Here is a 23,689-nt window from a genome sequence, read left to right as displayed (position 1 = left end):
CTCCATGAGCCACGTCCGCCACACGGAAGAGGGTTGAAAAGTGCAAACGATGTCCCCGAACAGGTGTAAACGATGTCCCCAGTCTTTACAGGGCCTCCGGCCCGCTTGGACGGTTGGCTGCAATGGAATGGCGAAGGTAAGGCGCGGCCGACAATCATTCCGCTTTTCCGGTGACCCTAGGGTGGCGGAAAAGCGGAAAACGAGGATCTGAAAAGTCGGCTGCGAAGGACCACCCACGCGGGATGAATCCCGCGCTCCCAGTGCCTTACTTCAGCGTCGAAAGGAACTCGACCAGGTCCCGCAGTTCGGCGGGCTTCAGGATTGCTTCCATGGGTGGCATGACGCTGACGGGCGCGGTCTTCGAAGCGATGTCGGTGAGCGGGACTTCCAGCTTCGAGCCATCGGCTTGGGCAAGGATGAGTTTGGCGTCCTTTTCCTCGACGAAAGCTCCGGCGAGGGTGGTGCCATCCTTCTTCGTCGCGGTCATCATGCCGTAGCCGGAGGCGACCTTTGCCTGTGGTGTGACCAGGGACTCTAACAAATACTCGCGTCCCTTCGCGCCGACCTTGGTCAGCGGCGGGCCGACATTCGAGCCTTCCGCTTCGATGCGGTGGCAGGCGGTGCAGTTGGCGGACAGGTTTTCCTCGAAGACCTTCTTGCCCGCGGCGGCATTGCCACCCGCGAGCGCGAAGGACCACTTGCCGAGCGCACCCTTTGCAGCGAGGGCAGCTTGGGCTTCGTGCAAGCTATCGAGCTGAAGTGAGGACGCGCTTTCGATCACGTCGAGCTGCACGGCAGTATCGAGCTTGCCCGCGGTGAGTTCGGAAAGCAGGCCATCGAGCACCGGCTTCGAGTCGGGCAGCGACGCCAGCAAGCGAATGGCTCCCTGTCGCTCGGCGAGGTCCGACGACTTCAATCCGGTTTGCTTGATGTAGCTCATCACCGGTCCGGGTGCAGTGTCGCCAAGCAGTGCGGCGGCACCGGTGCGCAGGGCAGGGGAACTCTCCTTCAACAGCGCCGAGGCGGTGTCCGCCCATTTCGCGTCACCGCCATCCTTGAGGTGCTGGAGCGCGGTGAGACGGCCGGTGGCATCGAGCGAAGGATCGAGCGCCTCTTTTGTTAGAACCGAGGAATCCTGTTTGGCTCCCAGCGCATCGAGGGCGGAGCCAGCTGCTTTCGAGAGCTTCGGATCGTTCGCCAGCGGAGACAGGATGGATTCGAGCTTCGCCGCCACGTCCTTCGATATCGTCAAAGCGGTGAGCGGCGCGTAGCGGCCATCCACGGGATCGAGCGGCTCGCTGGATTTCACGCTGGCCAGCGCTTCGAGGGCTACGAGGCGTGAGGCCAGCGGGCGGGCCGGATTTGCGGCGAAGTTTGCCAGCACTTCGAGGTCATGCGGGGTGCCCATGCGCCGGTTCGCGGCGATCGATCGACGCAGCGCGGGCTCGCTGACCGAGGGGTTCTTCTCCAGCACGCTGGCGAGCGTGGGGTTGATGGCACCCTGCGGACGGCAATCATGAAGCACCCAGGCCGCCTCGGATGCCACTGCCGAGTCCTTGTCCGTGAGCATCAGGTTCAGGGCGTTCCCCGCTGCGGTGATGGTGGCGATCGTGCCGGGAGTCAGTTTCTCCTCCGGCTTGTCCACCGCGATGCTGGCGATGGCTTCCTGAAGCGAGGCGCGCATGGCGATGACGAATGCCAAGCGCACGGCGGGCGATGGGTTCGTGCCGATCTTCGCGACGGCCTCCGAGGTCGCGACTTTTCTCAAGGCAAACGAGCCGGCATGGCGGAGGTAGGGATCCTTGTTGTCGTTTTCAGCGAGTACGGCCGCGACGCTTTCGGCCTGGCTCATGTCTCCGGTCTTTCCGACCGCCATGACGGCTTGGAAGCGGACACGAGCGGAGGCGTCAGTGAAGAACCTATTGAACTCAAGTGGGAGGGTCTTGGCGGCTTCGCCCGCCCATTTTGCGGCTTGGGCGCGAAGTTCCGGATCCTTTTCTGTTCCGAGTCTTCGGAGAAGTCCCGGATCGAACTGCTTGCCTTGCGAAAGTCCCCACAGCGCATGAATGCGGGCCAGTTGAGGTGCTTCGCTCGACGCAGCAACCTCCTTCAAGGCATCCCACTTCTTGCGGGACGCGAGTTCCCACTGGGCATCGAGACGGATGCGCTGATCGACGTGGCCGAGGCGCTTGATGAGCTCTTCGTCTGCGATCTTTGACGGGCCTTCCTTGAGCATCGCCGCGACTTCCTTCCGCATCGCGCTGCCCGCTTCCTTCGGGTCATCGATCTTCCAGACGGCGCCCTTTTCCTTGAGCGGGTAGCCGCCTTGCCAATCGGCCACGTAGAGCGCGCCGTCCGGGCCGAAGTTGCAGCCGACGAAGGGGGTGCCGCTGGCCATCAGGTGATCGTCCTTCATCTTGAAGGAGGCGCCGTCGGGTTCGAGCTGGAAGGCATTGATCTTCCCGGCGGGGAACTGTGTCAGGAAGAAGTGGCCGCGGTAGCGCTCGTTGAGCGCGGTGCCGGGATTGTAGGAGAAGCCGCTGGGCCCATCGAGGTACAGCTGGATCGGCGGGAGGATCGAGGCCGGGCGGTCCTTGCCATCGGGGAAGGCGATGCGCTCGTCCATCCACGGGTTGTACTTTCCGCCGCGGTATTGATAGTAGCAGCGCCAGCCGCTGTCCGAGCCCTCGGGGATGTAGACGAGCCGCTCCTTCTCGCCCTTTTGGTCGGAGTCATTGTCGACGCCGAAGAGGTAGCCGTAGTCGTCGAAGGCGACCTGTTGGACATTGCGCAGGCCGTGGGCGAAGACTTCGAAGCCGGTGCCATCGGGATTGCAGCGCAGCACCGCACCCTCGTGCGGATAGATCCAATGTCTGCCCTCGCTTTCGACGCTGGTGCCCTTGTCGCCGACGGTCCAGTAGATCTTGCCGTCAGGCCCGAGGGTGAGCCCGTGCATGTCGTGGCCGGCGTAGTTGATGTGGACGCCGAAGCCGGTGACGAGTGATTTGCGCGCGTCCGCCTTCCCGTCGCCATTCGTGTCGCGGAGCTTCCACAGGTCGGGGATGATCGTGGCGTAGACATCACCGCGATGGGCGAGCACGCCGCCCGCGATGCCGGTGACCTCGGTATTGAAGCCCTCGGCGAAAATCGTGTGCTGGTCCGCCACGCCGTCGCCATTGGTGTCCACCAGCCGGTGGATCTTCTCGCTGTGGACGGTCAGGTCCTTCCAGTCGATGGTGCCGTCGTGGTTGTGGTCCTTGAGCGAAGGGTGGTTCTTGAACCGCTCGGGGGTGACGTTCTTGTGGAAGAAGTCCCGCTTCTGCTCGACCGTGGTGTGGGAGAGGTCGTCCGTGACCCACCACATCACCTCGCGGATATCGAGGTCGGCCTGCTTGCGGCGGGTCGTCTCGGTCACGTAGATCGAGCCGTCCGTATCCACCGACACGGCGACCGGGTTCATGAACATCGGCTCGCGGGCGACCAGCGAGCGGACGAGGCCATTTTGGCAGGGATAGCTTTCCGGGGCTGCGAGCAGGGGGGCGACGAGTGGCAGGACCGAAAGGCAGGCGGCTTTCATGGGCGTGCCACTACGCACGGGAAATCCCGGCGCTTGTCAAATATCGGGGCGATTACCCGGATGAGTGGGGTGCCGGGGGAACTCCGGTTACTCCGCTCTCCTAGGCATACCGGAGTAGCGGAGTTCGGCTGAAGGCAGGGAACTCCCGTAATTCCCGGATAGAGGCATACGGGAATAGTGAAGTGCTACCGGGGCGCAGATCAGGCCGCCTCGACGGAACGTCGACACCCCTTTAGTCGCGGCGGGTCAGCTCGACGAAGACGTCCTCCAGCGTGGCGTCCTTCCGGTGGAGGCTGCGCATCGGCCAGCCGTATTGGCTGACCACCTCGTGGATGCGCTCGCGGGCGTCCGTTCCGGAGTCGACGAGGATCTCGTAGTGGGCCCAATCGTCGGTCAGCGGCTCGGAAGTGACGCGTTTCACGTTGTCCAGCCGTTGCAGGGCGGGGCCGATCACCCCGAGGTCGCCGGAAATCTCGGCGTGGACCCGGCCGGCGGCGCGCATGCCGGCGACGAGGTTCTGCGGGGTGTCCTGGGCCTTGATCTGGCCGTTATCGATGATGATGACCCGGCCGCAGGTCATTTCGACCTCGTGCAGGATGTGGGTGGAAAGCAGGATGGTATGCTTTTCCGAAAGCTTTTTGATCAAATCGCGGATTTGGCGGATCTGATTGGGATCCAGTCCGTTGGTGGGCTCGTCGAGGATCAGGAGCTGGGGCTCGTGGACCAGGGCATCGGCGAGGCCGACCCGCTGGCGGTAGCCCTTGGAGAGAACCCGGATCATTTTCCGGCGGACGGCTTCCAGCCCGCAGATGTCGATCACCTCATTGACCCGGCGGCGGGCGTCCCGGCTGCCGAGACCCTTCAGGCTGGCCCGGTATTTGAGATACTCGCGGACCCGCATGTCGTCATAGAGCGGGACGTTCTCCGGCATGTAGCCGATGCAGCGGCGGGCCTCGAGGGACTGGCGGAAAATATCGTAGCCGGCGACCCGGGCGCTGCCGGAAGTGGGCGGCAGGTAGCCGGTCAGCATCCGCAGGGTGGTCGTCTTGCCGGCGCCGTTTGGCCCTAGAAAGCCGACGATTTCGCCGGGGGAGACGTTGAAATCAATCCCTTTGACCGCCTGGTGACGGGCAAAGCTCTTGGTCAGTTGCCGAACTTCGATCATGGACGATATGCAGGAAATTCGCCCCAAATTGCGGCCTTGTGCGTTGACGCGTCCGGGACGGCCTCTTACCTAAGCGCTGCGTGCGAGGGGCCAAGCGGGAATTTCCGCAATCTCCCGCCGGCACCCGAACCTACCGCTCATGAAATCGTCGGTTTCCGCCCGCTTGAATGCGGACCTGTTGGAACAACAATACGCGCTGTGGTGCGCGGATCCCCGCTCGGTCGACCCTACATGGTCGGCCTTTTTTGAAGGCTTCGAGCTCGGGGTAGCCCAGCTCAAGCCGAAGAATGGGGAAGGAGCCCCGGCCGCGCCGGTCGCCGCAGCAGCACCCGCCGCTGCAGGCAGCCCCAGCGAGACCGACCTCGCGTTCTACGGCAAGGTCGTGAGCCTAGTGTACAATTTCCGGGCGCTCGGCCACACCCAGGCGCACATCAACCCGCTCGCCGACCACCAGGAGCGCAATCCACGGCTGGATATTTCCCAATTCGGCTTCACCGAGGCGGACATGGACCGCGAGGCGTCCAACCCGCTCTTCCGCGACGGCGCGAAGATGAAGCTGCGGGACATGGTCGCCGCACTGGAGGCCACCTACTCGGGCTTCATCGGCTTCGAGTTCACCCACATTCACAACACCACCGTCCGCAACTGGGTCCGTCGCCACATCGAGGACCACGCGCTGCGCGGCGACGATCCGGCCGACCGCAAGACCCGTGCGCTCGGCTGGCTGATCGAGGCGGACAGCTTCGAGAATTTCCTCGGGAAGAAGTTCCTCGGCGAGAAGCGCTTCTCGCTGGAAGGCGGCGAAGGCGCGATGGTGGTCTTGAACGCCATCCTTGAGAAGTGTCCGGCTGCCGGCGTGCTGGAGATCGAGATGGGCATGGCCCACCGCGGTCGCCTGAACATCCTCGCGAACTTCGTCCGGAAGTCGCTCACGACGATCCTTTACGAATTCACGCCGAACTACATGCCCGACCTCGTGGCGGGTGATGGCGACGTGAAATACCACCTCGGCTACGAGAGCGTGCGCGACCTGCCGGATGGCAAGGTCCGCGTCAGCCTCGCGGCCAACCCGAGCCACCTCGAAGCCGTCAATCCGGTGGTCGAGGGCAAGGCCCGCGCCCGCCAGCGCATCCTGGGTGACGACGGTGTCGCCACGGATCGCAAGCGCGTGCTGCCGATCCTGCTTCACGGGGACGCCGCCTTCGCCGGCCAAGGTCCGGTCGCCGAGTGTCTCAATCTTTCCCAGCTTCCGGGCTACCGCACCGGCGGCACGATCCATCTCATCATCAACAACCAGATCGGCTTCACCACCATGCCGGCTGATGCGCGCTCGTCCGCCTACGCGACCGACGTGGCGAAGATGATCGAGGCACCGATCCTGCACGTGAACGGCGAGGTGCCGATGGAGCTCTACTGGGCCGCCCAATTCGCCCTCGAGTTCCGCCAGCAGTTCGGCCGCGACGTGGTGATCGACATGTATTGCTACCGCCGTCAGGGCCACAACGAGACCGACCAGGCCGCGTTCACCCAGCCGCACATCTACAAGCTGATCCAGGCCCGCGAGACGATCGGCCAGATCTACAAGAAGCAGCTCGTCGCCCAAGGCGCTCTGAGCCAGGCCGACGCAGACAAGATCGAGCAGGATATCTGGGACCGCTTCGAAGCCGGTCACGCGAAGATGGTGGAGATGCAAGAGAAGGGCGAGCGCAGTGCCTTCAGCGGCTCGACCGCCGTCGAGCAGATGCCCTACACCCACGCTCCGGTGCCGACGGGCATCGGCCGCGACTTGCTCCAGCATGTCGGCAAGGTGCTCACCACCGTGCCGGAGGGTTTCAATCTTCACCCGACGCTCGCCAAGCGCTTCGTGCCGCGTCGCCAAGAGGCGCTGCAGAATGGCGGCCCGATCGATTGGGCATTCGCCGAGTCGCTCGCCTGGGGTGCGCTGCTTACCGAAGGCCATCAGGTCCGCTTGTCGGGTCAGGATTGCCGCCGCGGCACCTTCTCGCACCGCCACGCGGTGTTCTATGATTCCGAGACGCGCGCCCGCTACATCCCGCTGGAGCATGTGAGCCCGACGCAGGCGAAGTTCTGCGTTTACAACTCCTTCCTCTCCGAGTTCGCCGTGCTCGGCTTCGACTACGGCTACTCGCTCGGCGCGCCGAACATGCTGACGCTGTGGGAAGCCCAGTTCGGTGACTTCTCGAATGGCGCGCAGGTCATCATCGACCAGTTCATCGCCTCCGCCGAGTCGAAGTGGCAGACGCCGTCCGACCTGGTGATGCTGCTGCCGCACGGCTATGAAGGCCAGGGTCCGGAGCACTCCAGTGCCCGCCTTGAGCGCTTCCTCCAGCTTTGCGCCGGGAAGAACATCATCGTCGGTAACTTCACGACGCCGGCCCAGTACTTCCACGCGCTGCGTCGCCAGAAGATGCGGCCTTTCCGCAAGCCGCTGATCCTGATGACGCCGAAGAGCCTGCTCACGCGTCCGGAAGCGGTGTCGCAAGAGGCCGATTTCCTCGAAGGCTCCTGCTTCCAGGAAGTGCTGCCGGATCCGATGCACTTCGACGACCCGATGTCGGTCGAGCGGGTGATTTTCTGCTCGGGCAAGGTCTACTACGATCTCGCTGCCTACCGCGAGGAGCACGGCATCAAGAACACTGCCATCCTCCGGGTGGAGCAGCTCTATCCCTTCCACGACGAGCTCATCGCCGCGCTGGTGGGTCAGTATGGCGCCGCGAACAAGTTCGTCTGGGCTCAGGAAGAGCCGCTCAACATGGGTGCCTGGTCCTACATCTTCCCGCGCCTCGAAAAGGTGCTGGATCGCCGCGTCCGCTATGCCGGTCGCAACCGCGCCTCCAGCCCGGCGGCCGGTTCCAAGGCCCAGCACTACAAGGAAAGCAAGGCCCTGTTCGAAGCCGCATTCACCGTCTGAAATGGAAACGGGCGGATGGCCGGTGAAATGCTGTCCGCCCCTTCTCGTCCTACTCGATTTCTTTTTCCTCAATAAAGCCTTCCCCGATGTCTCTCGAAGTCAAAGTCCCCGCCGCCGGCGAATCCATCACCTCCGCCAACGTCGCCCGCTGGCACAAGCAGAACGGTGAAACCGTCCGCAAAGGAGAAGTCCTCGTAACGCTCGAAACCGACAAGGTCTCCAGCGAACTCGAAGCCGCCGCTGACGGTGTGCTCACGATTCTCGTCGGGGAAGGGGAGGAAGTGGCGATCGGCACCGTGATCGCGAAGCTTGAAGGTGGCGCTGCACCCGCTTCTTCCGGAAGTGAAGGTCTCAAGACCGGCACTCCCGCAAGTCTTGCCGATGCCGCCACGCCGATCCCGGCGGCTGCTGCCGCTCCGGCAAGTGGCCAAGTCATCGACGTGAAGGTTCCCGCTGCCGGTGAGTCCATCACTTCCGCCAACGTGGGTCGCTGGCACAAGGGCGATGGCTCCGCCATCACCAAGGGCGAGGTGCTCGTGACGCTCGAAACCGACAAGGTCTCCAGCGAGCTCGAAGCCGAGGCTTCCGGCATTCTTCAGATCCTCGTCGCCGAGGGCAACGAGGTGGCCATCGGTACCGTGGTCGCCCGCATCACCGTGGGCGCGGCTCCGGCTGCCGCCGCGGCTGCTACACCGGCACCGGCTCCAGCCGCTGCGCCCGCGCCGAGCACGGCTGCGGTGGTGAAGTCGACGCCAGCTCCTGCGCCCGCACCGGCTCCGGCCGCTGCGGCACCTGCGCCACGCACCTTTGAACTTCCTGCCGCGCCATCGGCTCCGGCTGCTGCTGCCGCTCCCGTTTCCGACGGCCGCACGACCCGCAAGAAGATGTCCATGCTGCGCCGCAAGATCGCGACGCATCTTGTGAATGCCCAGCAGACCGCCGCCATCCTGACCACCTTCAATGAGGCGGACATGACCGCTGTCATGGAACTGCGCAAGAATGTGCAGGAAGACTTCCTCAAGAAGCACGGCGTGAAGCTCGGCTTCATGTCCTTCTTCGTGAAGGCCGTGGTCCAGGCGCTCAAGGATGTGCCGCAGGTGAACGGCATGATCGATGGCCAGGACATCGTGGAGAACCACTTCTACGACATCGGAGTCGCCATCGGCACTGAGAAGGGCCTGATCGTCCCGGTCATCCGCGATGCCGACAAGAAGAGCTTCGCCGAGATCGAGCGCGATATCATCGGCTACGCCAACAAGGCGAAGGAAGGGAAGATCTCCATCGAGGACCTGCAAGGCGGTGTCTTCACCATCTCGAATGGCGGCACCTATGGCTCGCTGCTCAGCACACCGATCCTCAACCCGCCCCAAAGCGGTATCCTCGGCATGCACACCATCCAGCAGCGCCCGATGGCCGTGAACAACCAGGTCGTCATCCGCCCGATGATGTATCTCGCCCTCAGCTACGACCACCGCATCGTGGACGGCAAGGAAGCGGTGACGTTCCTGATCCGGATCAAGGAAGGGATCGAGAATCCGACGCGTCTCCTGCTGGAGATGTGAGGGGGCGTTCGTTCTTCCCAGCGAATTTTAACAAGGCCGTGGGGAGGAATCCCCGCGACTTTTTTCGTTCGGTCCATGCGCGATGCATCTACGGTCGCGATGGTGGGAATCCGGACGAGCAATGGCGTGTCAACTCCGGCTTGTTTTCAACCTTGAAGGCCTTTCCTGTCCGGGGCTTTTAGCAAGCCACGACATGAGCCATCGCTACGGAAGCAGCTTCTTTGTTCATCTTCTCAGTTTGGGCACGGTGATTTTCTTCATCGTGATGGCGTATCAATGCAGTGTGGAGCATTTCGTTCACGGTAACCTTGCTTCGCGCATCGGGATGGTGACGGGTTGCGTGTTCATGGCGATTCTCATCCTGTGGCTCTACGTCCGCAGCGGGCTCCCTCAATATGAGATTTCTGATGCGGGTCTGGTGATTGTACGGCCATGGTCCCGCGAGATGGTGCCGTGGCAGCAGATTCGCCACGTCGATTGGAAGTTTGCGATCCACATGATCGTGATCCGGGGAAGCGACTCCGTGATCGCCTTCACTTCGACCGATCATTTCCCGCGCTTGCTCGATTTTCTTCACGAGGTTCGTGAGAAGAGCAGGTGCACCTTGTCGCCTCGTTTGGAAGCGTTGCTGGATGAGGATGCAAAGGCGACCCGGCCAACGGCTGATCAGCCCTGATCCGGCGAGAGGCGCATTCCCAAGTGGCGGCGGAGATCGTCTTCGAGGCGGTTGGCGATGGCGAGGGTGGGGCGGGAGGAATTGCCGAAAGAGCTTGTGGACGGCAGGCTTTCGCCGGGTGAGGCGGTGACCTCGAGGACGCAGAGTTCGGACGGACTGAGGAGCCATTGTATTTGCGGAATGATCCCGGCATTCCAGCGGCGGGCGAAAGCCGCGGCGGCATCATGTTGTGCCCCGACGAGGACTCGCGAATTCAACAGGACATTCATTCTAGAATATCGCTCGCGGGTAGGGGCGTTGCAACCGGCGGTTGGCACCGGACCGGAGCCCGTGCGAATCGCATCGCCGGAGTGCAAGCTGAGGTGCTTCACGCTGGGTTAGCGGCGTCCCTCCATTGGTAAACGGGGCGCTATTTCGTGAGGTGGTCTTGGCGCGTCAACTGCGATAGGGACTCGCCTTGAATCGATGCGGCGGACTTTGGCTAGTGACGGTGCCGGAGTCCGCCGCCGCTCCCATCGAAACAGTCTGACCATGGTCGACGAAATTCCCCCCAAGCCGCACGAACAACTCGCAGATTGGAAGATGCGAACGTTGCTCGGGCAACTGACGATGGATTTCCCCGAGGCGTCTGTCCAAGCGTTGGAAAACGCGGTGCATCAGGCGGCTGCCCTCTTGTGGCCGGGGATGAAGCTGAAGGCCATGTTCGTCTCGGCTTCGATGCTGGTGCGGGATTCACCGGAGTAGCTTCTCCTGCGAACGCGATTCTTTTCCCCCCAAACACGCTGGCGATTCCTGCTTCATTGCATACGGGAGTCGCCAGCGCTGTGGGATGGAGGGCAAGGCGGAGTAGCGCTACGGATGGCATGCGGATTGCGATTTGTTAGGGATGAAAATCGCTCCCGCGAATCTCCGGCGCTACAAGGATGTGGCGTGGCTCTTCATGAAGTATGGCAGTCGTGTGATCTCCGCGGATGCGGACTTCTCCGATGCCTTCAACGGCGATGCTCCGGAGGCGGCGAAGGATGCGACGATGCTGGCGAGTGATCTGGAGCGTCTGGGGCCGGCGTTCGTGAAGATCGGGCAATTGCTATCCACGAGGGCGGACCTGTTGCCACCGCCTTTTCTGGAAGCACTCAGTCGCTTGCAGGATCAAGTGGAACCGGTGCCGGCGGATCGCATCAAGGCGGTGATCGAGGAAGAACTCGGCGTACGGATTTCGAAGGCATTTGGGGAATTCGATGAGAAGCCCTTGGCCGCGGCCTCACTGGGTCAGGTTCATGTCGGGATGCTGCGCGGTGGCAGGCGAGTGGCGGTAAAGGTCCAGCGGCCTGAGATCCGGAAGGAGATCACCGCAGACCTTGATAGCTTGGAGGAGGTGGCTGCGTTTCTCGACGCGCACACCGACTTCGGGCGGAAGTATGAGCTGGCACGGCTGGTCGGTCAGTTCCGCACCAGCCTCTTCCATGAGTTGGACTACCTGCGCGAGGCCGCGAACTTGGAAGAGCTGCGACGCAATTTAACAGGCTTCCCTCAACTGGTGGTGCCGGAGGTGGTGCCGGACTACTCGACGGGTCGCGTGCTTACCATGGACTACCTGCCCGGAACCAAGATCACCTCACTCTCCGGCGCGGTGATGACGGATCTGGATGGCGGCGTGCTCGCTGAGGAACTCTTCGGTGCCTACCTGAAGCAGATCCTGGTCGATGGCTTCTTCCATGCCGATCCTCATCCGGGCAACCTGTTGCTGACCCATGACCGGAAGATTGCGATTCTCGATCTGGGGATGACGGGACGGGTTCAGCAACGCATGAGGGATCAGCTTGTCCATCTGCTGGCCGGTATCAGCGAGGGCAATGGGGTGCAAACGGCGGAGGCTGCGATGAGCCTCGCTGCGGCGAGGGAAGAGGCGATTGATCGCGCGGGTTTCACTAGTGCGGTCGAGGAAATCGTGGGTGCGGCGAAGTCGAGGAACCTGGCCGACATCGACATGGGAACGATCGTTCTTCAGGTGACTCGAGCGTCGGCCGAGGCGGGACTGAGGATTCCCGAGGAGATGAGCATGATCGGCAAGGCGCTCCTGAATCTGGATCGGGTGGGGACGGTGCTCAGTCCGGGTTTCGACCCCCAGCAGTCCATCCGGCGGAATCTGGCGGGCATCAGCAAGGCCCGGATCAAGGAGACGCTGACTTCCGCGAATCTGATGGGAGTGCTGACCGAGACGAAGCAGTTCGTAGCGCAGCTTCCCTTGCGGCTGAACCGGATCTTCGACCTCGTTGCGGAGAACAAGCTGAAGGTGACGGTCGATTCCCTCGACGAGAAAAGTCTGATCCAAGGGCTGCAAAAGGTGGCAAATCGAATCACCACGGGATTGATCCTGGCAGCGTTGATTGTCGGCAGTGCGATGCTCGCGCGGGTGGATACGAGCTTCCGGCTCTTCGGCTATCCGGGCTTGGCCATGATCCTCTTCCTCGCGGCAGCCGCTGGCGGCCTGATGCTCTTTTTCCAGATCCTTGTGAAGGACCGCTGACGCGTCATCGGGCCGGTTTCGAAGCTGGCACGCGGGTTGCCATGAGAAATGGTAGCCATGAAGTTCTTCATTCCATTTTCACAGGATGATCTTGCCGCCGACCTGGTGTACCGGAAGGTGGCGAGGCGCTGCGTGGAGAACTGCGGGATCCAGCTCACTCCTGACCGCGTCTTCGCCTTGCGCTACCGCTTCCGGGAAAGCGAATACCTTGCGCAGGTGGGAATTCCGCATCCTCCGGGCGAACCGGAGGTGGTGCTGTGCATCCTCGCTTCCGAGGTCGCGTTCTTCATCTGCACCCAGATGCATGGCGTGAATTACGGGGAGCCGATGATCATTCCGCGAGGTCTTGTTTCGGACGTGGAATACTTCAACGGAGTCTGCGACGAGATCGCCTGAGGAGCGTTCTGCAAACCCGGAATGCTGCACGCAATGGGAGGAATGGTGCAAGATCCGTACATGCGCCGCGGCCGGCTTCTGAGACCGACCGCGGGCAATTGCTACCATGATGGACACGTTCTCCTGGAAAGTGGAGGTGCCCGCAGTTCCCCCCAGGACTACGGGCACCATGCGTTTCCGCATTTGCCCCGAAGTTGCCGCGCTTCGCCGGAAATGCAAATGAGGTGCAGCTAGGGTATCTACGAACGCCGTAGTAGCCGGGGAGGAGCGTTGGACCTGGATGCGTGGGATTTTACGTATCCGGGAGCGAAGCCGGCAGGCTCCTCCCATGGAAGGTGGCGTTCAATCGTTGCGGGACTTTCCCGTCGTTCGATGTCAGGGTGATGAATGACTCCGCGTGACTTCCTTCGTCTGCTTCATCGCGCTGCGGCCGTGACCGAGGAAGCGGTGGATGAGGTTCGCCGCGATCTCTGGCGGGCGACGGGCCGCCACCAGCCGCGTCACATCTCCGCCTATCAAGGGTGGGCGGATGGCTCGCGTGTCCACGTGAGCGGTCGCGTGCTGGCGAACCGTCCCGCGGGTGGTCCGCTCGATGACCATGACTGGTGGGACAATCTGGTCAACACGTGGCGGCGTTGGGAAAGTGACGAGGTGCCGGGTGTATCCGTCAGGCTGCGCTTCAAGGATCAGGAGCAGACAGTCGTCACGGATGAGGAGGGATATTATCAGGCTGAGTTTACGGTGCCGGCCCCGAGTCATGACGGGCTTCTCTGGCTTACCTGCGGGGCTGCGATTGAAGGTGGTGAGGGGGCGGCTGAAGGAACAATCGAAGCGGAGCATGATATCATGGTGCCGCCCACCACTGCCGCCTTCGGCATCATCAGTGATCTCGATGACACTGTCATCCATACGGGCATCACCAGCCTGCTCCTTGCGGCGAAGCTGACCTTTCTGGAGAACGCCAAGACCCGTAAGCCGCTTGAGGGAGTGGCGTCGCTTTACCAGGCACTCCAGCTCGGGCAGGCGAAGAGGCCGGTCAATCCGCTGTTCTACATTTCCAGCTCGCCTTGGAACCTGCACGACTTGCTGGCCGATTTCCTGCGCCTCAATGAGATCCCGCCGGGGCCCTTGCTATTGCGTGATGTCGGCTTGGATCGCACGAAGTTCATCAAGGAACCTGGCCATGGCCACAAGGAGGCAAAAGCCCTGGGCCTGCTCGATGCTTATCCTGACCTGCCCTTCGTGCTGATCGGCGACTCCGGTCAGGATGATCCTGGGATCTATGCATCCGTCGCCGAGCAACGGCCTGGACGAGTCGTCGCCATCTACATCCGCGACATTGATCCGGAAACCGACTCGGAACAGGACACTGCGGTGCATCGTGCCGTGGAGCGGGCAGCGGCCGTGGCAGTGCCGATGGTGCTGGCGAGGGATAGCCTGATGATCGCGGAGCACGCGAGCCGGATCGGCTTGATTCCACCGGCTCCGATGACCGCGGTCATCGAGGAGATCCAAGCGGATCGCCAGCGTCCCGGAGCGGGAGAAGAAGCGATGCAGCAGGCGCTTCACTCCATGCTTGGCGAAGACGGCAAGGATTGAGCGCGATGCAGCTGCGTCCGCTGCCACGCGTGGTGCCAAGTCAAATCGGAAGGCTGCCTGTCCGTGGAGGCGGGGTAGGGGAGAAGGATGTCATCCCCACCGCCACGGTATCAGGTGCTTCAGGTGGCGGCGCTCACAGGTTTCCCTTCAGCGCGGCGAACTGGCTCTTCATCTTGGCCAAATCCTTCTCCGCCTTGACGATCTGTCCGTGCAGGGATTGCAGATCGGAAAGCTTCTTGCCGATTGGTCCGGCGGAGTAGCTTGCGGCGATGGGAGCTCCTCCCTCGGCCGTGATGCCGCTGCGAATCCACGAGGCAATCGTGAGGGGCGAGAGCTTGAACTTCTTCGTGGCGGCCATCTGGCCACCGCGGCCTTTTTCGGCGTTCACCTTGTCCACGAAGGCCAGGATCTCGGACTTTTCCTTGGTGGTATAGCGCCGCCCTTTCGATGCATTGACTTTTGATGTGCTCATGACGGTGTTCGCCTAACAAGAGCGGGAGGCGGGTGCAAGCGGTGGGCTTGTCTTTCTCACGTGATCACGTGATTCCGGGTGGTCAGGAACCGGTTTATGGTGCGCGGGTCTGCAAAAGTTTCATGGCTCCCCCCAGGAACCTACAGACATGAACTCCTCAACCTCCCTCTTCGTTGTCTCCGCCATCGGCCCGGACAACTGCGCCCGAATCTTTGGCACCTGTGCGTCCGAAGACGAAGCTGACCGCTTGATCGCCCGGCTCGCGGCGAAGATGCTGCTCTATCGCCACTGGCAATGGACGCCGTGGCAATCGGGAGTATAGCCGATTTTCCCCCTCGTTCCGGCTCTGACTTTTCGTTGCGATCGGAGGCGTTGGATGGAGACATGGTGATCCATGTCCCGCCTCTACGATCATATCGATTTGCGGGTTCCGTCGCTTCGCGATGCAACTCCGTTTTATGAGGTTCTACTTCCTGCGCTTGGTTTTACCCGGCGGGTGGATGTGGAAGGGTGGCTGCAATATGAGAGCGTCGGCGAACCGGCAGGGGCTTTCTTTGGGGTAACCGAGTCAACGGGTCACATTGCGAACGAGAACCGCGTCGCCTTTTGGGCGGCGAGCAATGCCGAGGTGGATCGGCTTGCGATGATAGCCGTCCGGGCCGGAGCCCGGAATGTCGAGGGACCCGTGCCGTATGAGGCTGGATACTATGCGGTCTTCTTCGAGGATCCCTTCGGCAACCGTTTCGAAGTGTGCCATCGGGAAGAGGTATCGATGGACTAGCGCCACTTCCTAGCCAGCTTCTCCCGGAACTTCTCGGGGAAACGCTCGTCGACGAGGATTTCATCCAGCTGCTCCAAGCGGGTCCGCATGGCCGCTTTCACCAGATGGCCGGCATCTTCCTCCCTTCCTCGATTGCACGCTTCGGCAGCGAGGGATTGGAAGGCACGCGCCGCTTCAGCTCGATCCGCTTGGTTGCCATCGCGCAAGGTTTTCGCTTCCTCCAATGCTTCCCGCCAACGCCCGAGCCCGGTCGCCGCGCGGACGAAGATTCGCCGCGCGGCGGAAACGGGCCGCAGGTCATCCGGAAGGCTCTCAATGACGGCCATAGCTTCTCGATACATGCCAAGGTCGAGGAGATCGGCAGCGCGGCTGATGCTCGCCTTGGTGTCGTCGATGAATGCGTGCATGGTCGTGGAAGGAAAAGCCTTAGTGGCCGGGCTGGATGCGGGTGATCTTGGTTCCCTTGAAGCTCAGGCCAGCCATGAGGCCCTTCTGATTGAAGACGTAGGCGTAGACGCCCTTGTCCACAGTGCGCGAGGTGACAGTGGCGGCGATGCCGCGATCCACCACGACCAGACCGGGGCTACTGCCAACTTCCCAACCCGCGGCGCGGTTAAGCTGGGCAACTTCGGAGGAACTCATGAGGAAGAGCACATAGCCGTACTTTTGGACCCCGGCTTGAAGGCCATACGAGGCACCAGCGGTTTGATAATACCCCTTCACGCCGCCATCGCGTCCGAAGAGGACGCCGTTGCCGGCTTCAGCGCCCACCACAAGGCCGCCCTTGGTGATGTGCGGGAAGACGAGAACGCCAGCGGCTGAACGGCCAAGTTTACGAGCGCCGGGATCATGGGCATAAAGTTCATCCAAGGCGGCACGGGCATCGCCCGAGATATCTCCGCGGCTTGCATGTTCGGCATTCGCGCGGGTCACAGGTTCATAGGCGCATTGGGTAAGGAAGGCAGGTGCTACCAAAGCCAAGGCCACGCGGCAAAAGGTCGGAATCGATGTATTCATGGTAAATGGAATCAAGTTGATGCGTCCGGCGTCGCGCCTCCGCGAGGTCGCCACTTCGACGTGTGGCGCGACGCCGGTCGAAAGCCTTCTATCAGGTGATGTGCCACGGGGTTCCGGACGGGAGGGGGATAGCGGTGTTAATGTTGTAATCGATTCAGGGAGAGTTGATTAGGAGGCGTTGATTGAGTGAGTGCTGGAACGGGGTGCTTCCTTCTCTCTCCTTCAAGGCTGTGCAAGCTGCATGACGCGGCTTCTAACAAATGCACTTTGAAGTGCCTTCAATGCTGCGCCCGTTTTTCATTCGCTGCGCTCTGTCGGCTTTAGATCCAAAGCCGCCTTGTCGCTGCCATCCATCAGGAAGGGGACGGACTCGTGCGCGTGGACGATCTTCCATTCATCGCCATATCGCTTGAGGCCGAGAGTGAGGCGGAACCAGAGGTCGATGCGTTCGCCTTCCGCCTTCGTGCCGGTGAGATGATTGAGAGCGTGGCACCATGCGACCTCACCGCTGGATGAAATCTTCAAGTCCCTGATCTCATAGCCGAGCGGGCCATCGAAGGTGGCGAACCAAGAGGACAGGTTTTCCTTCAGCGGTTCGTCGGCCTGCAATGGAGGTGCCAGGTAGAAGCCCACCGGTTCCTCGATGAAGCACCTCGTTACGGCATCCACGTCCTTGTTGCGAATGCCTTCCGCCCATGCTTCCACCACGGCTGCAATCTCGCTTTCGCGAACGGAGTCCGCGGTATCGCTGCCGAAGTAGACTTCCACGTGGACGATCTTGCCCTCGCGGATCGAGAAGGTCTCGATGTTGCGGAAGGCCGTGCCGCTTACCGTCACTGCCTCGTAGCGGACGAAGGCCTCTTCATCGTCTGCCAGCAGCTTCTCGATGCGGAATTCCTTGGCCTGTTGGCTGAAGGGCCAGCAACGCTGAAAGTAGCGGTCGCGGTCGATGCGATCATCCACCGGACTGCTGAAGGTGAAATCCTCTGCCAAGAGGTTTTCCAAGGCTGTCCGGTCCTTCTTTTCATAAGCCGCGAAGTAGGCGGCGATCAGCACACGATAGAGGTCCATTGTTGGAACCTCGCACCTCCGGTGGAAAGATCCACTGACGATGAATGGCGAGGGCGTCCGGCTGGTGGCGTGCTGTTGCGCGAGGAGAGAGCCAGAGAGGCTCCCATCCTCGCGAAAGAGCAGCGGGCTTTCGATTCGGCTTACTTGACCCGCACCACCAGCACGCGACGGTCGAGCGCGAGCTCGGCTTCGCTGCCATTCGGATGGTTCGGATATTTTTCGCCGAAGCCGTGGGCACCGATCGCGGAGACCGGGACACCGTAGCGCTGGGTAAGCTCGTCATAAACGCGGCGGGAACGCGCGGCGGAGAGTTGCAGGTTGAACTCGTCCGTGCCTTCAACGCTGGTGTGGCCCTCGACATCGAAGCCGGCGTCGGGACTGGTCTGGAGCACTTCGAGCATGGCTTTGGCGGTTTCCTCCAACGCGGTGCGCGACTCGGAATCGAGCAGCTCGGCGGTCTCCTTCACGAACAACACCGGGATGGTGACGTAGGGAAGTTCGCGGCCTTCCACGATGACGACGTTGCGCTCGACATTGTAGATACGCGGCGGAAGCGCGGGATCCTCGATGATGTGAGTCTCAGTGGTCTCGACATGGGTAGGTGGCAGGACGACGGCGGGCTTTTCCCGGACTTCGATGACCTTCGGAGCGATGGCCAGCTGGCGCCGGACCAGAGCGGGATCGAGAGGGTGGACCCGCTCGACGACGACCGGTGGCTGGGCGGGAACGACTTTTTCCTCGATGACCACCGGTGGCGGTGCCGGAGCTACATGCTCCTCCACGATAACTGGTGGCTCTTGAGCGGCGGCATGGGCAATGAGGACGAGGGCAATCGAGTGATATGGTTTCATGGGATCGGTGTGTTTTTGGATTGTTCAAGAAGACGGCGGAGAGTCCTTGCAACCTGCGTGCCCGCCATCAGGAGCCTGCTTCAATGAATGAAGTGAAGGCGGCTCAAAGCGGGGCTCGTGGGCGTATTTCAATAGCCGCTGGAGGTTGCGGTCGTGTTTTCAAGGATGGCCGGAGAGGCGAGAGCATGGGGGGAACCCGTGGTGCCGTGGGCAATGTGCAAGGGCTGCCGACCTTATATGCACGGCGAGGGTATGAGTCTCGCTGGCTCCGCGATGCTTTTTGGCTTGGTCGAGAATGAACCCGATCGCTGGTGGCTCAAAACAAGCCAAGCAACTTGAGGATGACGACGATGACGACGACCACTCCGATGATGTAGAAGATGTTATTCATGGTGGCTGTCCAATCGCAGGGGATGTGCCACGGAAGGGAGCGGGCGGGGCGGGCATTTCGCTGAAGTCGAAATTTCGGCTTTGCCCGCGGCTGGAATGCACGTTAAACCGCCCCGTCGGCGGGCGGTGAGCCCGGCGGCGATGTCTTGGTTACGCCGGCTTAGCTCAGTTGGTAGAGCAGTTGATTTGTAATCATCAGGTCACCAGTTCGAGTCTGGTAGCCGGCTCCAGGGCAGAATCCCCCTTTTCGGGGAAGCGGCGGTTCTTGGCAGACTCCGGCTGGGCGAGATGGCAGCGTGGCTAAAATCCACTGCCTGATGCGTGCCTTTGTCTGTTTAATCGCGATCTCCTGTTCCCTTCTCCAAGCGCAGGAGCGCAGTCCCGTGGTGCCGTCGAAGGACGCGCCGGTGAAGGCAGAGAAGCAGGCGGATGGCCGGTGGTTCATCGATTTCGGCGATGCGGCGTTCGGGAATGTGGAGATCACCTCTCCGGACGCGAAGGTTGGGACCAAGGTGAGCGTGCATCTGGGGGAGGCGCTGGCGGGCCCGGGAGCGTTGAACCGCAAGCCGGGTGGCACGGTGCGGTATCAGGGGGCGGAGGTGACCCTGAAGGCACGGACGCCGGTGAGCCCGGAGTTTTCCTGGAAGCCGCCGGGCTGGATGAAGGAGGGCTTTCTTTCACTGCCGAAGGGTGCGCCGGAGATGATGCCTTTCCGCTACGTGGAGATCGAGGGTGCTCCGGCGTCATTCTCGGGGGACCAGATCCGCCGGGTCTCGTGGTCGGTGCCCTTCGATGAAAGTGCTTCCGCATTCCAGTCCTCCAGCCCGGAGCTCGATGCGGTGTGGGGGCTGTGCAAGCACAGCATCAAGGCGACCTCCTTCCTGGGCCTGTATGTCGACGGCGACCGCGAGCGGAAGCCCTACGAGGCGGACGTGCTGATCAACCAGCTCGGCCACTATTGCCTGGATGCCCGGTATGACACGGCGCGGCTGACGCATGAGTATTTGTTAGAGAAGCCGACGTGGCCGACCGAGTGGCGGCTGCAGTCGGTGATCCTCGCGTGGCACGATTTCCTATGGTCGGGCGATGACCGCTCGCTGAAGAAGCACTATGCGACGCTCAAGGGGCGGGCGATGATCGAGCGGAGGACTCCCGAGGGATTTTTCGAGGGATGGAACAAGGGGGACATCACCGACATTGTCGATTGGCCGGCGGGTGAGCGGGATGGCTATGACATGAAGCCCGAGGTGAAGACGGTGGTTACGGCCTTTCACTACCAGGCGCTGGTGTTGCTGGAGAAGATGGCGACGCATCTCGGCAAGAGTTCGGATGCGAAGGAATTCGCGGCGATGGCCGAGGCGACGCGCAAGGCGGTGAACGAGAAGCTCTGGGACGAAAGTCGCGGTTGCTATCTGGACGGTCTCGATCCGAAATCCGGCAATCCTAGTAGTCACGCTTCTGCCCATGCGAGTTTCTTCGCGCTGGCGCTGGGGCTGGTGCCGGAGGAGCGGATCGCCCGCGTAGGAGAGTTTCTCAAGCTGAAGGGGATGGTGTGCAGCGTCTATGGATCACAATTCCTGCTGGAGGCCCTCTACGAAGCCGGGCAGGGGGACAAGGCGCTGTCTCTGCTGACCTCGAATGACCTGCGCTCGTGGCGGAACATGAGCGAGAAGGTCGGCTCGACCATCACGCTGGAGGCATGGGATCCATCGCTGAAGCCGAACCTGGATTGGAACCACGCATGGGGTTCGGCTCCGGCGAACATCATTCCGCGCGGGCTGATGGGAATCGAGCCGCTGGAGCCGGGGTTCAAGCGGTTCCGGGTGCGTCCGCAGACCGGTGGGCTGGAGATGGCGAAGCTGAAGCTGCCGACGCCGAAGGGACCGGTCCTGCTGGAGTTGAGGGGGAAAGAGGCGTCGCAGTGGTCTGCCAAGCTGACTGTCCCGGCAGGGACCGCGGCGGAGTTTCATCTGCCCTATCCGGGAGAGCCGGAGGCTTCGCTGGCTGGCAAGGCTGCCACTCCGCGAGTGCTGCGCGAGGAGAGGGGTCGCAAGGTCATCGGGCTCGGGCCCGGGAGCTGGGAGATTTCCGTGAGGTAGGGGGCCAGTGTTTTACGAGGCGGGATCTCGCAAGAGCGCTGAGTTTCCGATAGATTCGGCCCGTGATGCTTCGTGTGCTGATGGTTCTCTGCCTGGCGATTTCCGCCCTGGCGGCGGAGCTTGGGCCGAATGTGCCGGACGGGCACACGCTGCACCTGTGGCACTTGGATGAGGGGGCGGCACCCTTTGCGGACTCGGGGACTCCGCCGCAGATGTTGGAGGGGTTGCTGAATGGGGCGGCTTCGGGCCAGCGGTCGTTGGAGGGATTGGGGACGGCGATTTCTTTCAAGGCGAATGCCGGAGGGACCCCGGGGGCTTCCGATTTGCGTGGGGCGATCTTGCTGGCCAGGCCGCAAGTCGCCAATGGGCCGCAGGACAATGTGCCCCGTGGGTTCCGCTACTTCGGGCCGGGCGGGGCTTTCACCTATGAGGCGGTGGTGAAGTTCGATGTGCTTCCGAAGGATGCTGGGGTCGTTGCGTGTGGATTGATTTCGATGGATGGCGATGGTGGCGACCGGATCTTCAACTTTCGCATCGAGAAGGAGGGCTTTCTTTCCTTCATTCCGCTGCCTCAGGGCGGGGCCAGCGGTTTGGCGCTGGCGACCATTCCGACGAGTGGCCCCCATGCGATCGATACCGTCCACTGGTTCCACGCAGCGGTTTCCTATGACGGCAATGCGGGCGTGGCCAATAACCTGAAGCTTTATTGGACGAGGCTGGAGCACGGTCTAACAGAGGCCAACCAGATTGGGAGCGGGACCTTGTCGGCCGGATTCTCCGGAGCGAGCGGAGACTTCGCGATTGGCAATGAGGCGCGGACCTTTGCTGGCAATGCGGAGGCTGAGCCGTTTCCCGGGGTGATCGATGAAGTCCGCATCAGCGGTGTGGCGCGGCATCCGAGTGACTTCTTCTTCGTGGCACCCGGGAGCAGGGTCAGCCCCGAGGAAGTGATGGCGCGGCGGACCAACGCGGCGCGGCGTCCGGATTCCCGGCTGCGACTGGAGAATGTCTTCGTCGATGCCTCGTCGCCGCAGCTTCCATCCTCGCCGGGCGGCGCACTGAAACTGAGTCCTGGGCTGCATCGACTGGACTTTGATTTCGGCTTCGGTCCGGACAATCCCGGCGGATCGATCAAGCTGCGATGTCAGTTGGAGGGCATTGACGACCGCTGGCAGGAAACCGAGCGCGGCATGGGTCTGGTGTGCCAAGCGCTCGATCGCAATGACCGGGTGATCTCGCAGACGCGCTTTCCTTTCATCGGCACCAGCAGTGGCTGGGAGACTGCGCTGGAAGACTCCGCGATGACTCGTCGCACAGAGCCGGTTTACATCCCGGCGGGGACCACGGCGCTGCGGCTTTCGCTGAACTCAGGGTCGCCCGATACCACGGGCTTCGTGACCTTGGATCGTATTTCGTTGGCCGCTCCGGGGAAGCCGGAGGCATCGCTTTGGAAGAACGGCAGCATCGCGCTCAGTGAAATCACCGCGCGGGCGGCCGGAGCGCCGGAAGGCTGGCGGAGGGATGGAAGCGACCCGGCGATCGCGCGCCTGATCTTTCGCTCGGGTGCGGGCTTCCTCGCCCTGGTCGATGGTGACCAGCAGCACCATGGTGAGTGGTCCTCGGTGCAGCCGATCTCACCGGATGGTGGGGGTGCCTTTGTCCTGTCGTGGGAGGAGGCTTACAACGTGAGCAGTGGCAGCCTCCATCGGGCCACGTATGTGAATGTCCCGCCGGGCAGCTATACCTTTCGAGTGGTCGGCTTGGCGGGTGAGGGCGGCTTGCTTGGTGATGGCGTTTCACTGCCTCTCGTGATCGAGCGGCCTTTTTGGCAGCGTCCTTGGTTCGGGCCGGTGCTTGCGGCGGGATTGGTGGGCTTGATCGCGGCGGGCTTTGTCGCGCGTTTGCGTCGCCGGACGAAGCGGCGTCTCGAAGCGCTGCGTTTTCAGAATGCGCTCGAACAGGACCGGATCCGGATTGCCCGCGACCTGCACGATGACCTTGGCACGAGAGCCACCGTCATGAACATGACGGCGGCGCTGGCGAAGCGTGATCTCGACATCGATCCGGGGAAGGCCCATCGCCATCTCGACAAGATGACGGATGCCGCGCGGGAAATGGTGGTCGCGCTGGATGATCTGGTCTGGGCGGTCGATCCTGCGCACGACACGCTTGATCAGCTGGCGTCGCACCTGACGCGGGTGGCTGAAGAGATGTTCCGCGATTCGCCGGTGCGATGTCGGCTCGATATTCCCGCCGTGCTTCCGCCCCGGCCACTGGGGGCGGAGTTCCGCCATCACCTGGCGCTGGCGGTGAAGGAATCTCTCCACAATATCCTGCAGCATGCGGGGCCCTGTGAGGCTTTCCTTTCGTTTGAATACGATGGGGAGAAGATCACGCTGACCATCCGCGACACGGGTCGCGGCTTTGATCCCAAGGCTCACGGGAGCGGTCATGGTCTCTCCAATACTCCGGACCGCATCCGTGAAATTGGCGGATGCTATGCGATTGACTCGTCACCCGGGCGTGGGACGTGTATCGTCATCATCTGCCGGCTTCCGCAAACCCCGACCTGAC

Annotated in this window: 20 protein-coding genes and 1 tRNA gene; 13 read left to right on the top strand and 8 right to left on the bottom strand. The window is 62.2% G+C overall.

Going from position 1 to position 23,689, the window contains the following annotated elements:
• Positions 1–265: 265 nt before the first annotated feature.
• Both WKV53_RS28380 and WKV53_RS28375 read right to left on the bottom strand, forming a co-directional pair.
• Positions 266–3,577: a PVC-type heme-binding CxxCH protein gene (locus WKV53_RS28380; protein ID WP_341408235.1), complete on the bottom strand. Its 3,312-nt coding sequence runs from the start codon at positions 3,575–3,577 to the stop codon at positions 266–268.
• Positions 3,578–3,809: 232 nt separating this feature from the next.
• Complete coding sequence (locus WKV53_RS28375) at positions 3,810–4,742, bottom strand: ABC transporter ATP-binding protein (protein WP_341408234.1); 933 nt, start codon at positions 4,740–4,742, stop codon at positions 3,810–3,812.
• A gap of 139 nt (positions 4,743–4,881) precedes the next feature.
• Here WKV53_RS28375 and WKV53_RS28370 point away from each other — a divergent pair, with 139 nt between their 5' ends.
• The 3 genes from WKV53_RS28370 (at position 4,882) to WKV53_RS28360 (ending at position 9,912) form a co-directional block, all read left to right on the top strand.
• Entirely contained in the window at positions 4,882–7,674 is a 2,793-nt protein-coding gene (locus WKV53_RS28370) for a 2-oxoglutarate dehydrogenase E1 component (protein WP_341408233.1), read from the top strand.
• A gap of 86 nt (positions 7,675–7,760) precedes the next feature.
• The gene (gene sucB / locus WKV53_RS28365) at positions 7,761–9,236 is read left to right on the top strand and encodes a dihydrolipoyllysine-residue succinyltransferase (protein WP_341408232.1); all 1,476 of its coding nucleotides are present in this window, start codon (positions 7,761–7,763) and stop codon (positions 9,234–9,236) included.
• A 193-nt stretch (positions 9,237–9,429) separates the two neighbouring features.
• Complete coding sequence (locus WKV53_RS28360; protein WP_341408231.1) at positions 9,430–9,912, top strand: hypothetical protein; 483 nt, start codon at positions 9,430–9,432, stop codon at positions 9,910–9,912.
• Here the strand turns inward: WKV53_RS28360 and WKV53_RS28355 are convergent.
• Positions 9,903–10,181 (bottom strand): hypothetical protein, encoded by a 279-nt coding sequence (locus WKV53_RS28355; RefSeq protein WP_341408230.1) that lies wholly within the window; start codon positions 10,179–10,181, stop codon positions 9,903–9,905. The genes WKV53_RS28360 and WKV53_RS28355 overlap by 10 nt on opposite strands.
• A 313-nt stretch (positions 10,182–10,494) precedes the next feature.
• Here WKV53_RS28355 and WKV53_RS28350 point away from each other — a divergent pair, with 313 nt between their 5' ends.
• The 4 genes from WKV53_RS28350 (at position 10,495) to WKV53_RS28335 (ending at position 14,434) form a co-directional block, all read left to right on the top strand.
• Positions 10,495–10,656 (top strand): hypothetical protein, encoded by a 162-nt coding sequence (locus WKV53_RS28350; protein ID WP_341408229.1) that lies wholly within the window; start codon positions 10,495–10,497, stop codon positions 10,654–10,656.
• A 142-nt stretch (positions 10,657–10,798) separates the two neighbouring features.
• A complete protein-coding gene (locus WKV53_RS28345) occupies positions 10,799–12,439 on the top strand; it encodes an ABC1 kinase family protein (protein WP_341408228.1) in 1,641 nt (546 codons plus the stop codon).
• Between the two features lie 57 nt (positions 12,440–12,496).
• Positions 12,497–12,835 carry a hypothetical protein gene (locus tag WKV53_RS28340; RefSeq protein WP_341408227.1) on the top strand — a complete coding sequence of 113 codons (339 nt, stop codon included), beginning with the start codon at positions 12,497–12,499 and terminating at the stop codon, positions 12,833–12,835.
• 387 nt (positions 12,836–13,222) lie between these two features.
• Complete coding sequence (locus tag WKV53_RS28335; RefSeq protein ID WP_341408226.1) at positions 13,223–14,434, top strand: App1 family protein phosphatidate phosphatase; 1,212 nt, start codon at positions 13,223–13,225, stop codon at positions 14,432–14,434.
• A 133-nt stretch (positions 14,435–14,567) separates the two neighbouring features.
• Here WKV53_RS28335 and WKV53_RS28330 read toward each other — a convergent pair whose 3' ends face one another.
• Entirely contained in the window at positions 14,568–14,906 is a 339-nt protein-coding gene (locus WKV53_RS28330; RefSeq protein WP_341408225.1) for a hypothetical protein, read from the bottom strand.
• A 148-nt stretch (positions 14,907–15,054) separates the two neighbouring features.
• Between WKV53_RS28330 and WKV53_RS28325 the strand changes: the two genes are divergently transcribed.
• Positions 15,055–15,228 (top strand): hypothetical protein, encoded by a 174-nt coding sequence (locus WKV53_RS28325; RefSeq protein ID WP_341408224.1) that lies wholly within the window; start codon positions 15,055–15,057, stop codon positions 15,226–15,228.
• Positions 15,229–15,300: 72 nt separating this feature from the next.
• Complete coding sequence (locus tag WKV53_RS28320; RefSeq protein WP_341408223.1) at positions 15,301–15,687, top strand: VOC family protein; 387 nt, start codon at positions 15,301–15,303, stop codon at positions 15,685–15,687.
• Here WKV53_RS28320 and WKV53_RS28315 read toward each other — a convergent pair.
• The 4 genes from WKV53_RS28315 to WKV53_RS28300 all read right to left on the bottom strand — a co-directional run bounded on the left by WKV53_RS28315 (position 15,684) and on the right by WKV53_RS28300 (position 18,626).
• A complete protein-coding gene (locus WKV53_RS28315; protein ID WP_341408222.1) occupies positions 15,684–16,094 on the bottom strand; it encodes a hypothetical protein in 411 nt (136 codons plus the stop codon). The two genes, WKV53_RS28320 and WKV53_RS28315, sit on opposite strands and share 4 nt — an antisense overlap.
• Positions 16,095–16,113: 19 nt before the next feature.
• A complete protein-coding gene (locus tag WKV53_RS28310) occupies positions 16,114–16,704 on the bottom strand; it encodes a lipid-binding SYLF domain-containing protein (protein WP_341408221.1) in 591 nt (196 codons plus the stop codon).
• A gap of 297 nt (positions 16,705–17,001) precedes the next feature.
• Entirely contained in the window at positions 17,002–17,775 is a 774-nt protein-coding gene (locus WKV53_RS28305; RefSeq protein WP_341408220.1) for a nuclear transport factor 2 family protein, read from the bottom strand.
• Positions 17,776–17,915: 140 nt separating this feature from the next.
• Entirely contained in the window at positions 17,916–18,626 is a 711-nt protein-coding gene (locus WKV53_RS28300) for an OmpA family protein (protein ID WP_341408219.1), read from the bottom strand.
• Between the two features lie 295 nt (positions 18,627–18,921).
• On the opposite strand from WKV53_RS28300, the gene WKV53_RS28295 reads away from it, so the two are divergent.
• From WKV53_RS28295 to WKV53_RS28280, 4 genes are all read left to right on the top strand, one after another.
• On the top strand, positions 18,922–19,146 hold the full coding sequence (locus WKV53_RS28295) for a hypothetical protein (protein WP_341408218.1): 225 nt from the start codon (positions 18,922–18,924) through the stop codon (positions 19,144–19,146).
• A 24-nt stretch (positions 19,147–19,170) separates the two neighbouring features.
• Positions 19,171–19,246, top strand: a tRNA-Thr gene (locus tag WKV53_RS28290).
• An 87-nt stretch (positions 19,247–19,333) separates the two neighbouring features.
• On the top strand, positions 19,334–21,115 hold the full coding sequence (locus WKV53_RS28285; protein ID WP_341408217.1) for a family 78 glycoside hydrolase catalytic domain: 1,782 nt from the start codon (positions 19,334–19,336) through the stop codon (positions 21,113–21,115).
• A gap of 65 nt (positions 21,116–21,180) precedes the next feature.
• A complete protein-coding gene (locus WKV53_RS28280) occupies positions 21,181–23,688 on the top strand; it encodes a histidine kinase (protein WP_341408236.1) in 2,508 nt (835 codons plus the stop codon).
• The last annotated feature ends 1 nt before the right edge of the window (position 23,689 follow it).

Source organism: Luteolibacter sp. Y139 (assembly GCF_038066715.1).
In the GTDB taxonomy this organism is placed as follows: Bacteria; Verrucomicrobiota; Verrucomicrobiia; order Verrucomicrobiales; family Akkermansiaceae; genus Haloferula; species Haloferula soli.
This window is presented reverse-complemented; position numbering and strand designations above follow the sequence as displayed.

What these genes read in the sequence shown, in the direction of transcription:
- WKV53_RS28380 (WP_341408235.1), bottom strand. Translation starts at nt 3,577, where the DNA reads ATGAAAGCCGCCTGCCTTTCGGTCCTGCCACTCGTCGCCCCCCTGCTC.
- WKV53_RS28375 (WP_341408234.1), bottom strand. Translation starts at nt 4,742, where the DNA reads ATGATCGAAGTTCGGCAACTGACCAAGAGCTTTGCCCGTCACCAGGCG.
- WKV53_RS28370 (WP_341408233.1), top strand. Translation starts at nt 4,882, where the DNA reads ATGAAATCGTCGGTTTCCGCCCGCTTGAATGCGGACCTGTTGGAACAA.
- sucB (WP_341408232.1), top strand. Translation starts at nt 7,761, where the DNA reads ATGTCTCTCGAAGTCAAAGTCCCCGCCGCCGGCGAATCCATCACCTCC.
- WKV53_RS28360 (WP_341408231.1), top strand. Translation starts at nt 9,430, where the DNA reads ATGAGCCATCGCTACGGAAGCAGCTTCTTTGTTCATCTTCTCAGTTTG.
- WKV53_RS28355 (WP_341408230.1), bottom strand. Translation starts at nt 10,181, where the DNA reads ATGAATGTCCTGTTGAATTCGCGAGTCCTCGTCGGGGCACAACATGAT.
- WKV53_RS28350 (WP_341408229.1), top strand. Translation starts at nt 10,495, where the DNA reads ATGCGAACGTTGCTCGGGCAACTGACGATGGATTTCCCCGAGGCGTCT.
- WKV53_RS28345 (WP_341408228.1), top strand. Translation starts at nt 10,799, where the DNA reads ATGAAAATCGCTCCCGCGAATCTCCGGCGCTACAAGGATGTGGCGTGG.
- WKV53_RS28340 (WP_341408227.1), top strand. Translation starts at nt 12,497, where the DNA reads ATGAAGTTCTTCATTCCATTTTCACAGGATGATCTTGCCGCCGACCTG.
- WKV53_RS28335 (WP_341408226.1), top strand. Translation starts at nt 13,223, where the DNA reads ATGACTCCGCGTGACTTCCTTCGTCTGCTTCATCGCGCTGCGGCCGTG.
- WKV53_RS28330 (WP_341408225.1), bottom strand. Translation starts at nt 14,906, where the DNA reads ATGAGCACATCAAAAGTCAATGCATCGAAAGGGCGGCGCTATACCACC.
- WKV53_RS28325 (WP_341408224.1), top strand. Translation starts at nt 15,055, where the DNA reads ATGAACTCCTCAACCTCCCTCTTCGTTGTCTCCGCCATCGGCCCGGAC.
- WKV53_RS28320 (WP_341408223.1), top strand. Translation starts at nt 15,301, where the DNA reads ATGTCCCGCCTCTACGATCATATCGATTTGCGGGTTCCGTCGCTTCGC.
- WKV53_RS28315 (WP_341408222.1), bottom strand. Translation starts at nt 16,094, where the DNA reads ATGCACGCATTCATCGACGACACCAAGGCGAGCATCAGCCGCGCTGCC.
- WKV53_RS28310 (WP_341408221.1), bottom strand. Translation starts at nt 16,704, where the DNA reads ATGAATACATCGATTCCGACCTTTTGCCGCGTGGCCTTGGCTTTGGTA.
- WKV53_RS28305 (WP_341408220.1), bottom strand. Translation starts at nt 17,775, where the DNA reads ATGGACCTCTATCGTGTGCTGATCGCCGCCTACTTCGCGGCTTATGAA.
- WKV53_RS28300 (WP_341408219.1), bottom strand. Translation starts at nt 18,626, where the DNA reads ATGAAACCATATCACTCGATTGCCCTCGTCCTCATTGCCCATGCCGCC.
- WKV53_RS28295 (WP_341408218.1), top strand. Translation starts at nt 18,922, where the DNA reads ATGAACCCGATCGCTGGTGGCTCAAAACAAGCCAAGCAACTTGAGGAT.
- WKV53_RS28285 (WP_341408217.1), top strand. Translation starts at nt 19,334, where the DNA reads ATGCGTGCCTTTGTCTGTTTAATCGCGATCTCCTGTTCCCTTCTCCAA.
- WKV53_RS28280 (WP_341408236.1), top strand. Translation starts at nt 21,181, where the DNA reads ATGCTTCGTGTGCTGATGGTTCTCTGCCTGGCGATTTCCGCCCTGGCG.